The following is a 12,402-nucleotide window of genomic DNA, read 5'->3' as shown; positions in this document are numbered from 1 at the left end:
CTGCTGCTTTATTCTTGCGGGCTGGGCGGAGCCACTGCGTCGCCGCCCCGTTCGGTTGCCTGCTCGACACGTGTGAGCCGCGAGTGCTCGCGCATCGCGTCGCGTACGTCGTTAAACTGGTTTTTGCGCGTATCGCCTTCCCAGAGAACGTAGCGGGGGACGCCTTGCACGTAACACTTGGCGATCGTCCAACCGCTCGGATGCGACAGGCAATACTCGCTTTCTTTGGTCCACTCGCCCATTGCCTTCGTCCTCACCAACTGGCATAGAGCGCTACCAGCTCACAGCCAGTAAGTCATCGTCACGACGGCTGGCTGTCGCGCAAGGCGGCGAGCGCCGGCGTTTGCGTGATGGTGGCACCCATCGCCGGGTCAGCTTGCGCAACTGCGACCTTGAAAAACAGCTCGGGGTGAGCTTTGTAGACGAGATGGCCCATCTGGATAACGGCACCGAGGGCGACAAAGATTAGGCCGTTGCGGCAAAAACGCGATGCATCGACGAGGGCCTTAACGGTGGCCACTTCAATCGCATTCGGTGTCGCCCCCTTCTGCGTGTCGATCAACGAAAGCATGTCGACCTCTTGCTCCCTGCTCATTACGGCACCGATCGCCACCCAGCACGTTCCATAAAGCACCACGCAGGCAGAGATCCAGTCGAACTGGTCGTCGGCGAGAACGATGTGGAACGGAAAGGAAAGGCAAAGTGCGAACACCGAAGCGAGCGCGAGTAAGAAGGCGATGTTGTGATGCTGTGCCGGCGCCGCGGGCGCGCTTTTGTGATGGACGAGTCGCGCGTAGATCCGCCTGATGGCGACGAACGCGATGCCAATGAAAAGCCAGAAGAGAGTCGCCTGCAGCACGGACATGCCTGCTACGGCGTTGGTGAGGTCTTGAAGATACTTGGTCATTTTGCGTTCTTGTTGAGTTGCTGGTTCTGCTTGCGGCACCGCCCCCGGGCGGCGCACCTGTCTCGCAAACACAAACGGAATCCATCGCTAGATGGATGACAGACAACTCAATAATGCGGTGTACATGTACACCGCGTCAAGTGCTGCGACCAAGTTTTTTTAGTTCTTTTTCCAGGGCTTCGACCGCCCATTCATGGCACGTTCTTGCGCGCGTCGAGTCAGGCGAGCATGTCCAGGACTTGATGGCGCTCACGCTACATGGACGACGAGTATGTTTGGCGATCAACGCGGCCGCTTCAGCCTGCGAGCCGGCCAGCTCGCACAGCGCGCGCATGCGGTCCCTGTTGGCGGAATCGGGGGGAAGAGAGGTATTCATGGCCGAAACTATATCAGGGGTATATCGAACTCGATGCCCCGATCAATTACGGGCCGGAAGCCGCGGGTTGCGTGTCCGCTGGCGTGTGTCGTACCGCTTGTTTGGTTTCAGTCTGCGCGTCGGCATTCGCCAGCGCATCGAGAATATGTCGACCGTCTGTTATGCCTTGAGAATAGGAAGGCCAAGGCACAAACGGTTGACTGTAATCGCGGCCGAACTCGATCAGCGTCGGACATCGGTAGGTCGCGGTTCTACCATCCAGTCTCACAAGCACTGAGCTGCTGCAATTGACGTCCTTGCCTACAAAGGAAGCCTCTGCTGTGCCTGCTTTTTCAGAATCACGAAAGAACCACCAGTGATCAACCGCCGTGCCGCAGATGTAGAGCCCTGCCAGTACGGCTAGCATCGCTGTACCGAAGCGCAGCGTGAGCGGGTCGCGACGATCCTGGCGTTCCTGCTTACGCAGCCGCGCAACGAAGAGCGCGATGGTTGCCGCCCCGAACCCAAAAAATGCAACGGGGCTCCAGTTGTATGCGTCGCCCGCGATGCCTTTGGTCGGATCGGGGACCATCTCGAATCCCAACAACAAACCGAGTACGCCCACGAGGCAGCACACGAAATGCAGCTGCGCCACAACCCCGTCACGTCCTTTCAAGACAAGACCGCGAATAGCAATGACCAGATTGGCGTATGCGGCAAATAAAAAGGCGGGGAAAAATACCATCTTTTAGCTGCGGAAGTTTTCGAAAATAGCTGTCAATCCGGTGCGGCCGCTGCCCCGATTCGCCTCGTTCAAGCAGATTGAGAATGTCCAGCTTGCCCCGATGCTCTTGTTTTCTTACTCGTGGTCCCGGAGGTCCGTTAGGGACTCTTCCAGCGTGTCAGCGGCGTCCAAATGGAACTGCACAACGGCATCAGTTAGGGGCTCGCCGTTGGGCATCTTGCGTGATTCGGCAGAATCTCGCAAAAGGTTGATTGCGGCCCGCAAGGCCAGCGCCGGGGTAAGGTTGGACATGGCTCGCTTTGCTCGTGATAGACGGCGGCATTTCCCGAGTTAGATATGCAACCAAGCACGGATGGTCACGCCGGCAGCGGCGATTGCAATACCCAGGCACCACCCTGCCAGAATCCGTTTCGGAAGCCACGTGTCCCACTCATTACGAACGAACCAAACTGCCGCTACCAAAGGCGGAGCGATCACGCCGACGAGGCCACCGATCCGGCGGAAAGACCACGCCTCAAAGTAATACAGGTCAAGCGTGCTGAACTCTGCGATCAACATCGCGGCCGCACAGAATCCGTAGAGCACAGCAGCCATCGCGTACGCTTCCACGGGATAGCCCTTTTCGGTCATCATTCGTCGCAACAAGATCTACTCCTTTCTTTGGTTTAACGGACACATTTCATCGCGCCTGGAGTATGGCAAGCGTCACCGCTGGATACGGCCATGTTTCACGAGGCGGGACTCGATTGCGCCTTTAGTCCTGCCGTGTTTGACAGCCAATTCCTTAGGCACGATACCAGCATCAAATTCGGCAAGCAGCTCTGCATCTTCTTGCGGCGACCACGACCGGCCGGCGTTTTCTGGTCTGGGTTTTTGCGTCGGTGCTGCCTTGGCGTCTAGCCCGTGTGCCTTGAGTGCGTTCGATGCGAGATTTAGCGCGCGGATCACTTCCGGCTGATTGAACGGACTCTCTGCAGACAGCACTTCGCCGGTCGTCGGGTCTATGCCGTCCGCGAGCTGCTGGACGATTTGAAGGGCTTGTTGTGGCGACATGGTTGTTTCCGGAACGACGTGGCTCACCCGCATCAGACCTTCATGACGAGGTCAGGTGCGTACTGTTCAAGATGACCATCAACCGTCATGAAATGCATTGGCTCATGTTTCGCTTGAGCGATCAGCAGCCGATCAAACGGATCGCGATGGAAGTCTGGAAGATGGCGTACGGCGGCACCGTGCGCCGCGATGACGGGCAATTCGTTGAACCCGCTCGTCTCGATGGCGCTTACGAGGGCGTCAATATCGACGTCCAGCTTTCCCAGCCCCGCCTTGATAGAGGCTTCCCAGATGCTCGCGCTACTGACGAACACCTCTGCCGCCTCCGAGATTGTCGCGCGGGCCGCGGCGCTCAGTTTTGCGTCGTCGGCGACCACCCACAGGAAGATATGCGTGTCGAGCAGCAGGCGCATCACCGTCCCTCAAAAGCGGCGAGAATGTCGTCGGGCAGCGGCGAATCAAAGTCGTCGGCGATGCGGATGCTATCGCGCATTACGCCGAAGCGCCGGAGAGGTTTTTCGGATTCGACGGGTACGAGCCGGACCGCCGGCTTACCCCGCTTGGAGATCACGACCTCTTCTCCGGCTATTGCCGCGTCGACAAGCCGCGACAGATTCGTCTTGGCTTCGTGAATGTTGGCATTTTGCATGACATCGCTCCCTTGGACGACACCATTCTAGCCAACTTAGCTAAGTTGGTCTACTGGCGGCGTCAGATCGCGCCCTACTGTCATCGCCGTCACTCTGTCGGGCGGCTAGCTAGCGCGGCACGGGCCTTCGACACCAGCTCGACCAGCTTCGGCCGGTAATGCTCGTTGCCCGGCATGCCGTCAGGGTCCAGCGCCTGCGCGCCGTACTCGCGCTGGAATGAGTCCAGCGCCTGCACAACTTCGCGCAGTGCATCGCGCTCCGACGCAAGGTTCAAAACCTCTCGTGTCGGGGTCATTTCCCGTTGACCCGACACCCAACAATGGAGTCGACCGTAGCGACGCTCACTTTCAGCGCGGGAAACGGTCTCGCGTCGCGGCACGTCCGGGCCACCGCTTGATGCAGCATCAAGACTGACCTCGACGCGTCCGGAGAACTGCCACGGCGTGCAAAGCTTGATGCGCCATGTGCCGAAGGCTCGCCGGGCGAAGACGTAGATCTGCAGAAGGCTTGCGAAACCAAAGCCGACGACGACGGCTATCAACCCCAGCCACAACCATAAGGGCAACCAGTGATACGCCGCGCCGACAAGAGCGAGGCATGCTAGCCTCGCCGTCATCGTGTAGTTGGTCGTGGCATAGAGCGCGAAACTTTCGAGGTCCCCATTGGTAGCGCTCGAGAGACGATCCTCCAATGCGCGAAAGCCGCACAGGTTGCCGTCGACGTGGCTCATGAATGTCACGCCGGCTCGTCGGTTGATGCCGTAGAAGGCGACGCACGGCCCGAGGTTACCTGTGCGCAGGCGGTTCAACGTGTCCTGCGTGGTCGCAATGGCAAAGGCTCCCTGCCTCACATTAAGCGTTCTCGCCTCGAGGCTGTCTGTCGATTCCACGGTCTCAAGAACCGCCGAGCTCTCGCCTGTCTCGCTGTGTTGCTCACTCATATGGATGGACTTTTTCAGAACGCGCTTCGCCGGTTACGCTTGTATCTCGCTTCCGCTCGCTTGCCACCGACGAGCGCGACGACACAGCCGATGACCAGCACGACAGCCGATCGGACGATGTCATGGTTCGTTGCGGGCGCCGACCATCCGTACATGCGACCGTTGAACAGTTCGAAGACAACCAGCCACGCGACGAAGATGCCGATCATCCAGCGACGGCCGTAACGTGAAGCGGAAACATCATGTGGATTGCGCGATTTCATCTTTTATTCCTATAAGTGATCGATACGTCAGCCCGTACCGGCGTTGGCTTCTTGCGCGCCATGCCCGCCCTCTCTGCATGGCAAGGCGATGCTCTTGGGACTGCTAGCTTCGAACGCGCTAAATCGCCGATTCAGAGACAGGGAACAGCGCGTCGAAGCGTGGCACCGGAATTACCAGACCGTCGTTCAGACAGGCGGCCGCAACGACCAGATGCTCGCTTGCGGCCCGCTGGGGTTGAGGCTTCCACCCGAGATGGTCCAGCGCGGTCTTCGCCTCTTCGGCAAACACCGTGGCGGCCTCCTCCGGCGTGATTCCGCTGGATTTGATGTGCGAGTTCACCAGTTCGATAAGTGCCTTGCGGAATTCCGCTTTCCGATCTTTTTGTGACATGCTCCACTCCTGCAATGTTGATTTTAATCACTAAATGCAATGAGTGAAATTATATAAGGATTGCGCGTTGCTATGTGAATATCCAAGGCCGTCACACGCGGCGGGCCATCATGTGTTACGGCAACCAACGTCAGGATCTTGAGTATTGCGCGTGGCGCTCATGCTTGGAGCCTTGCAGTCATCTGCTTGGTGATGACCTGCTGCCGCTCGATTCCGCCCCACGGCATATCCCTGCGCTGCCGTGCGGTGCGCACATTCCACTGGTCGCCGCCTTCAACAGCGCCAAGTTCGTCCCAGCTGATTGGCACCGACACGCCGAGCCCGGGGCGAGCGCGAACCGAATACGCGGCAGCCGTCGTGGAGCCGCGCCCGTTGCGCAGATAATCGACGAAGACCTTCCCGACTCGGTTTCGAGGACCAGACACCGCGGAGAAGCGCTCGGGCACGACACGCGCAAGATGGCGTGCAATCGCATGCGAGAACCGCTTGACCTCGTCCCATGCATGAATCGGCCGCAACGGGATGACAAGATGCAAACCTTTCCCGCCGCTGGTTTTGCAGAACGACTCAAGCCCGATCTCGTCAAGGAGTACCTTGGCCAGCATGGCCGCCTCCCGCATCGTTCTCCAAGGCAGCGCAGGGTCCGGGTCAAGGTCCAGGATGAACTGGTCAGGGCTAGCGAGATTCGGTGCGCTCGCGTTCCAGCAGTGGATCTCGACGACGTTCAGTTGGGCCAACTCCACGAGGGCAGCGGGCGTGTTGGCGACAAGCAGGGGGGCATGTCCGGGATGGAGAGACGGCGGCAAGCTCTCGACCGCCACGAAGCGCTGCGATTCGGCGTGTTTTTGGTAAATTAGCGCGCCGCTGATGCCGTCGGGGGCGCGCACGAGCATCAAGGGCCTGTTGCCTATTTGCGGCAGCATCAAGTCGGCCATCGCTTCGTAGTAGCTGATCAGGTCGCGCTTTGTGACGGCCGACGATGGATCGATGATCCGGCCGGGATTGGTGATCCGCACCGGACGGACTCCGGATGAGAGACGCTCTCCTGCGCCTGTTGACATCGCGAGATCGACGCCTTCCTCTCGCACTTCCCTGGCGTCTTTGTCTTCTCTCAGGCCGACCATGACGCCCTGCCGAATCTCACCTACCGGCGTCCACTCAAGAAACGATACTTCGACCACTTTCTCGGGTTCAACCCAGACGACCTCGCGATCAGGGTCTCGCGCCGGCGGATTAAGAAACGGCGGCGATTTGCGCTCGTGCAGCGAGGCCGCGAACGCCTGCAGCTGCTTCGGCCTGAGTTCAGCCTTGGCCGCCCCCGCGTAACGCAACGAGCCGTCGCGCTCGAAGACGCCAAGGAGCAGGCCCCGAACGCCGCTTCGCGCGCCTCGCGATTGCGTGTAGGCTCCGATCACGAACTCCTGGCGCCGCCGACACTTCAGTTTGACCCAGTCGGGCGAGCGGCCCTCGGTATAGGTCGCGTCTGCCCGCTTGCCCACGATGCCCTCGAGCTGCATGCGGCAGGCAGAGTCCAACAATGAATGGACGTCCTGCTCAAAGTCATTGCTGAATCGCAGACGTGCGTCGTCTATTTCCGCCAACAACTGCCGCAAGAGATCGCGGCGCTCATGCAGAGCCACGTGACGCAGGTCGAATCCGTCCAGGTACAGAAGATCGAATACGAAGTACACGATGCTGGACGTGCGACGGCGTGCAAAAGCATTCTGCAATGCGCTGAAGTCGGGGTCGCCTCAGAAAACGGAAAATAAAGCACGCTAAGCCGGTTGCAGCGGTCGTAGCGGCCTGAACTTGCCCGCGCCGATCTTGGCGCTGCTGCGCCAGAGGTAATCGCCGGTGAGGTTGATGTGCTCCCAACCGAGCGGCGACAGGTACTGCAACAGCGCGTCATCAACGGCATGGCCGTTGCCACGCAGCGCGTGCGCAGCCCGTTCCAGATAGACCGTGTTCCACAACACGACGGCAGCCGTTACCAGATTGAGGCCGCTAGCCCGGTAGGGGTCTCCTCGTTTTCAGTGCAATAAGTGACGGTACGAAAAGCTAGCACTGGCGCGGAGGTGGTGTTGGTAGATCGTTGATTTCATTGACTTTCCTGTTCACTTTCAAATCTGCGATTCGTGGCGTCAAACCGTGGTCGGTTTCATCCATTGGTGCCAGTTATCGATGCATTTGGCCGCGAAGGCAGGATTTGGTCAGCATAGCGGTCAACCGGGAAGCGAAACACACCCCGCAAGTTGATGCTCTCCAGCCTGGTGGGCGCAATCTTCCCGATCAGTTCCGGTGGAATGACCTGGCGGCGGTTCGACCAGCGATCCAGGACCGCCTGCATCTGTGAGGTATTCCACGCCATCACGATGTTGGCCATCAGGCTCAACGCATCGGCCACAGCCTGCATTTCATCGACACGTTTGGCCTGCGCCGGGCTGATCCGGCCGGTATAAATGGCGCGCTTGAGGGCGTTAACAGCCTCGCCCCGATTGAGCACCCGGCGCAACTCGTTCCTGAAAGCGTCCTTGACAAAGTAGTCAGCCAAAAACGCCGTACGCAGCAACCGCCCCAATTGCACGCCAGCCTCATAGATTGGATCGCCCTGGGCGGCAGAACCGAACCGCGCAAGAGCTGCCACCGCACTGGCATGTCCGCTCATGACCGAGGCTGCCAGGTGCACCAGACTATCCCAATGCTTTTCGATCAAAGCGACGTCGACATTGGCTTCGCACACCGCAGCGATTTCTGCGGGCACTTTGGTGCCGCGTGGCACAAAGAGGTGGCGCTGTTTGAGTTCCTTCAACCGCGGGCAAAGATCAAAACCAAGCAAACGGGCATGTGACATGGCAAAGTCGGTGTAGCCATGGGTATCCACAGCAAGCTGGCTGGTCTCCAGCTTTTCTTGGCGGATGACACCTTCAATGGCCACGCCCGCCTGGCGCTCATTGAGCACAAAGGGCTGCGCATGGAAGATGCCCCACCGGTCTTTTACATGGGAGTAGATTCCAATGGAAGGTGTGTTGCGCCGAGGATCAAGCCGGGCTTGCCACACCCGTTTGGTGGTCTCCATGGTCATCATGTCAGAAGATGCCAAATCGGACCGCCCCCAGGTGGCGGCAATCGGGTGTCGCTGCATGAATTCCAGCACAGCCTGGCAGGCCTGGCTCAGACGCCGTTCGTCCCGCGCCCAGCGCATGGCCTGGCGAATGCTGGTGGCAGACAATTGCGGAATCATGCGCGCGCATTCGACCGCAGTCAGACTGGTGCCGTGGGCCATGATGCCGGCATAGACCATCAGCAGCTCGTCGGTAGAGCGCGGCTCACGTCCGAGCATGATCCAGCTAAAGCGCACCTGGGCGTCAACGGCCAGAATCACTTCCGGCAATTGAACCTCACCGATGCGGTGATCCAAAGCCGCGCGCAGCTTGGTCACTTCTGGGTCTTCGTCCTCTGCGGGCAATGGCGACAAATGGAGTTCATCATCCACGCGCAGTACGCCACTGCGGGCTGCAGCGGCCACCGCATCGACACCGGCAGTTACTCTGGCCAGCAAAGGCTTCAAGAAAGTGGCAGCCTTGCTGGGTAACGATAGACGGGCATAGTGTTTCTTGGACTCTGCCTGCCAACGCTCGTCCGTGAAGAACAAGCGCGCACGACCCCGAAAGCTCAGGCTGTGCTCAATCCAGACCGAGCCATTGCGCACCGCGCGGCGCAGGGCAAACAGGGTGGCCACCTCCAACGCCTGAAACGCCCGTTCCCGGTCTGGGCTGGAGATCGAAACCTGCCAGATCATTCCCAGACTTGGTGCCACCACTTCAACTGGCAGCTTTCTGGATCCTTTGAGATATAAAGCTTGCAGCTTGGCAAGGTACTCGATGGCAGGATGCTCGCCGGTGGCCTGCCAGGGCAGCTTTGCAATGGCGACGAGCAACGACCGCACGGGGCGAATTCCATCAATCAATCCCTCGCGGACCAGGGAGGCCCTGCTCGGTGGTTTGCGTTTCTGGGTTTCGGTGATCAAGGCTTCAAGACGGGCACGCAACTCAGCATCTGGCACCGCACCTTGCGCGCTCAAGGCAACAAGTTCGCCGAGCAGCGTTTTGTACATTGCGGCCCAATTGACGGTAGCGGGGACATCGGCGGCAGCCTGACGCCACAGATCGGCGATCCGGCGCTGCACCATAAGGATCAACTGGTCTGTGGTGGTGAACAGGCAATACCGAAGAAAGCATGCGACCTCCACGGTGCGCGCTGGCTCTTTGATCTTGGCTCCGGCTGAGGGCGGCCTGGAGACAAGTCGGCGCGCGTAGCGGCGCAAGATGAGATCGGGGATGTCTGCCAGGTGCTTATGAACGTCCAGCGTGTAAGCCGGTGCAGCCCATAGCCAACTCTGCTGGGTTTGTCCATCTGGGCGCAGCTCTGAAACTGAGGCTCGCCAGCGATCAAGTGTTGCTGGATCAACGCTGGCGGCGATGGCGGTGCCTGTTTCAACTTCAAGCTGGGCAAGTGCCGCCGCAATCAGTGTCCGAATTGCCCGCTCGTGCACGATCACCAGCTTGTTCTTGTACAGCCATTGACGCGCCCGCACGAGTAGCTGATCGCGGTCGGCGCAGCGCGCCACTTCGTCGCGCAGTTCACGTACCAGTGAGCGGCGCTGGTGCTCGCTCATCCACTGGAATCCAAGGACCGTGCAGGCTACTTGTTGGTGATCGAATAGCGTGCGCCCGCGTTCATACATGGCTCTCAGCGAGGCGACTTCTGGTGCTGCAATGCCAAGCTCGTTGCCAAGGTGGCGCCACAAGGCTACTGGAATTACCCGAAAGGCACCGAGCAAACGCCCACTCATGCGCAGGAAACCAATATGGAGCGCCAGACCAAGCTTGTGGGAATCACCTCGGCGTGCATTGATTGCGTCGCGCTCGGCACCATCGAAGGTGAAAAATGCCTTCATCTCGAAGTCGCTGATATCGCGGGGGAGCCCACGCATCCCCAAAAACGTTGTGTGCCAACCCTGCATCGTGAACCTCAAAAGTGGGAGGCCACCATACCCGTTTACAAAGCGAACAGGAAAGTCAATGAAATCAACGGTCTACCCAGACCACCCCCGCGCCAGTGCTAGCTTTGCGTACCGTCACTTATTGCACTGAAAACGAGGAGACCCCCCGGAAGCCCTAGCCGCCGCGCGCCATGGGCGTGTAGGCGTCTTGAGACGCTGCAGCCCACATTGCAGATGTAGAGCGCGGCCAGCGAAAGCAGCGCCGGGGTTCCCGCCTGTTCGGGGGACGTGGGACGGCTACCGGGAGGCCAGAAGGGTTTCAGCCACGAATTCCTGGCGGCGTTGCTTGTCCTGTGCGCTGCCCTGGTTGCGGAACAGCGATTCAGATTGCATGTAGCAATACAGCAGGAAGGCGCGCGCCTTCGCCTCGTCGGCGTCAAAGCCAAGTTCGGCAAAGCATTCCTGGAGATACACCAAGCGCTTCGCATCGACAGCATCCACGATCCTGCGCGCCATGTCGTCGCGCCGTGCCCAGGCACGGATGGCCAGTTCCACCGAGGCACCCTTGGCCGCCGCGCGCCCGTGGAATGGCAGCTCGACAAGTTCGCGGATCAGGTCTGCTGCGTGCACGCCCTGCTTGCGATAGCGGGCAATGATTTGCTCGGTCTGCGCTTCCTGCCAGCTGAGCAGAACCCGGCCGAGCAAGTCTTCTCTATCTTTGAAGTGCCAGTAGAAGCTCCCGCGGGTTACTTGCATGATCTTGGCAATGACGTCCACCCGCACGGCATCGATACTTCGGTGAATCAAAAGCTCGGTAGCCGCCTGGATCTAATCATCCGGAGTAAGTTGCGTGCGCTCGGCGTTGGCCGAGCGCACAGGCTTCTTGGACGCGGCGGGCCTCTTAGCGTCGACGCGGACGGGCGATTTGGTGGGCATGTCAGATAATAGTTTGATGATTCGGCTCGAGGCGAGTGCGATTTTGGCCGCGGCGGGGCGCGTTAGCCAAGGCACTCGCCAAAAACTTTGCCGCAACCCCCTCGACCGACCGGACGTCAGGTCGGTAGTTGGTGGCTGATTTAACCGGTCGAGAAGAGGGCGCACCTGGAAGATGAAACATACAGTCAAGTATGCACGTTTGCCGCACTATAGAGCCGTTCAGGCCCGAGTTGTCCGGCAGGCTAATTAAGCGCACGCCCCGAAGAGGAGCGGAGGGCGCGCTGACGGGCTGCGCGGCCCCAGTCCCGACGCGCCGATGCGCCGAAGGAGTCTGACATCCATTCTTTCACCGGAAGTGCAGATACCGCGGCAACTATTCGGACGAAAGCGGGTGACCCTGCGGACTCACGGGGCAACAGTACCGCTGAGTTGATGCTGTCGTCTTCGATGTTTACGCGGACGGAGCGCACTGCGACTGCAGCATGGCGACGCCAGTCAAAGAAGTCGCACGCGACCGTCAAGTGGCGGCAGAACGGAACCGTCATTCGGCGGGTCTTCATCCTCCAATCGCTGTTCAACTCGGTGGCGTAGGCTATCAAGGCGCGCCTCGAGGGTGGTAGTCGGCAAATCCACGCAAAGTGCTATGCAATTTCTAGTTCGTTTTCGGCAGCCGGCCAATATTGTGCTCGAGCGGGCACCTCCTGGTTTCAAGCCGGGTAGGAATGCCGCTCATCACCATGCGGTTAGGGAGGGTCCTCTGCGGCCGTCGCGGTTTCCATGTTCATTTCGCGAATGATGCGCACGATGCGCTCCGTCAGATGTTGCCGGTTAACTCGCCCTCGACGGTAGTACAGCTTGTCCTCCTGGCCAACGTGAGCATGCCCCCCAAAAAGCAGTGCGGCCGTCAGAAGCACCTTGCGCTTGGTCATTGCCATTCCTTCATTCCTTCGGAGGAGGTCTCGGCTTCAATTGTGCCGGTCCGAGCGATGGGGTCGCCGTCGCTCCGAGTGCAGTGGCTTCACGCCGTGCGCGGGAAGCGGGCTAAGCGCTTAGTCGACGACCGAGAGCTTGGAGATGCTCTCCAGGTCAGGACATCATGATAGGAACCGGCGGCTCGAAGTCGCTCTTCGGCATTTTGTTCGTGCTCGTGCTGAATCCGG

13 protein-coding genes and 2 pseudogenes are annotated in these 12,402 nt (G+C 59.6%); all 15 read right to left on the bottom strand.

The window, feature by feature from the left end; translation table 11 throughout:
• Nucleotides 1-8: 8 nt before the first annotated feature.
• The gene (locus tag LY284_RS37460) at nt 9-242 is read right to left on the bottom strand and encodes a hypothetical protein (RefSeq protein WP_233392229.1); all 234 of its coding nucleotides are present in this window, start codon (nt 240-242) and stop codon (nt 9-11) included.
• Nucleotides 243-301: 59 nt separating this feature from the next.
• On the bottom strand, nt 302-907 hold the full coding sequence (locus tag LY284_RS37455) for a hypothetical protein (protein ID WP_033536778.1): 606 nt from the start codon (nt 905-907) through the stop codon (nt 302-304).
• A gap of 422 nt (nt 908-1,329) precedes the next feature.
• Nucleotides 1,330-2,007, bottom strand: coding sequence for a hypothetical protein (locus LY284_RS37450; RefSeq protein WP_033536779.1), 678 nt, complete (start codon nt 2,005-2,007; stop codon nt 1,330-1,332).
• A 330-nt stretch (nt 2,008-2,337) separates the two neighbouring features.
• Nucleotides 2,338-2,652, bottom strand: coding sequence for a hypothetical protein (locus tag LY284_RS37445; protein WP_233392227.1), 315 nt, complete (start codon nt 2,650-2,652; stop codon nt 2,338-2,340).
• A gap of 60 nt (nt 2,653-2,712) precedes the next feature.
• Nucleotides 2,713-3,060 carry a hypothetical protein gene (locus LY284_RS37440; RefSeq protein ID WP_033536838.1) on the bottom strand — a complete coding sequence of 116 codons (348 nt, stop codon included), beginning with the start codon at nt 3,058-3,060 and terminating at the stop codon, nt 2,713-2,715.
• Nucleotides 3,061-3,092: 32 nt separating this feature from the next.
• Entirely contained in the window at nt 3,093-3,473 is a 381-nt protein-coding gene (locus tag LY284_RS37435) for a type II toxin-antitoxin system VapC family toxin (RefSeq protein ID WP_033536781.1), read from the bottom strand.
• Nucleotides 3,473-3,709 carry a type II toxin-antitoxin system Phd/YefM family antitoxin gene (locus tag LY284_RS37430; protein ID WP_033536782.1) on the bottom strand — a complete coding sequence of 79 codons (237 nt, stop codon included), beginning with the start codon at nt 3,707-3,709 and terminating at the stop codon, nt 3,473-3,475. Before LY284_RS37430 ends, LY284_RS37435 begins: the two co-directional genes overlap by 1 nt.
• 89 nt (nt 3,710-3,798) lie before the next feature.
• Entirely contained in the window at nt 3,799-4,650 is an 852-nt protein-coding gene (locus tag LY284_RS37425) for a hypothetical protein (RefSeq protein WP_033536783.1), read from the bottom strand.
• A gap of 14 nt (nt 4,651-4,664) precedes the next feature.
• Nucleotides 4,665-4,913: a hypothetical protein gene (locus LY284_RS37420; protein ID WP_033536784.1), complete on the bottom strand. Its 249-nt coding sequence runs from the start codon at nt 4,911-4,913 to the stop codon at nt 4,665-4,667.
• A gap of 118 nt (nt 4,914-5,031) precedes the next feature.
• Entirely contained in the window at nt 5,032-5,304 is a 273-nt protein-coding gene (locus LY284_RS37415; protein ID WP_033536785.1) for a hypothetical protein, read from the bottom strand.
• A 158-nt stretch (nt 5,305-5,462) separates the two neighbouring features.
• Nucleotides 5,463-7,040 (bottom strand): annotated as a pseudogene (gene ligD / locus LY284_RS37410) (DNA ligase D); the annotation flags it as partial.
• A gap of 39 nt (nt 7,041-7,079) precedes the next feature.
• Nucleotides 7,080-7,319: pseudogene (locus LY284_RS37405) on the bottom strand (Tn3 family transposase); the annotation flags it as partial.
• A 143-nt stretch (nt 7,320-7,462) separates the two neighbouring features.
• The gene (locus LY284_RS37400; RefSeq protein WP_060733853.1) at nt 7,463-10,327 is read right to left on the bottom strand and encodes a Tn3 family transposase; all 2,865 of its coding nucleotides are present in this window, start codon (nt 10,325-10,327) and stop codon (nt 7,463-7,465) included.
• Between the two features lie 276 nt (nt 10,328-10,603).
• On the bottom strand, nt 10,604-11,134 hold the full coding sequence (locus LY284_RS37395) for a TetR/AcrR family transcriptional regulator (protein WP_265184678.1): 531 nt from the start codon (nt 11,132-11,134) through the stop codon (nt 10,604-10,606).
• Between the two features lie 851 nt (nt 11,135-11,985).
• A complete protein-coding gene (locus LY284_RS37390; protein WP_231909772.1) occupies nt 11,986-12,171 on the bottom strand; it encodes a 3-keto-5-aminohexanoate cleavage protein in 186 nt (61 codons plus the stop codon).
• Between the last annotated feature and the right edge of the window lie 231 nt (nt 12,172-12,402).

The sequence above is a fragment of the Caballeronia sp. PC1 genome, assembly GCF_021353155.1.
In the GTDB taxonomy this organism is placed as follows: domain Bacteria; phylum Pseudomonadota; class Gammaproteobacteria; order Burkholderiales; family Burkholderiaceae; genus Caballeronia; species Caballeronia cordobensis.
This window is presented reverse-complemented; position numbering and strand designations above follow the sequence as displayed.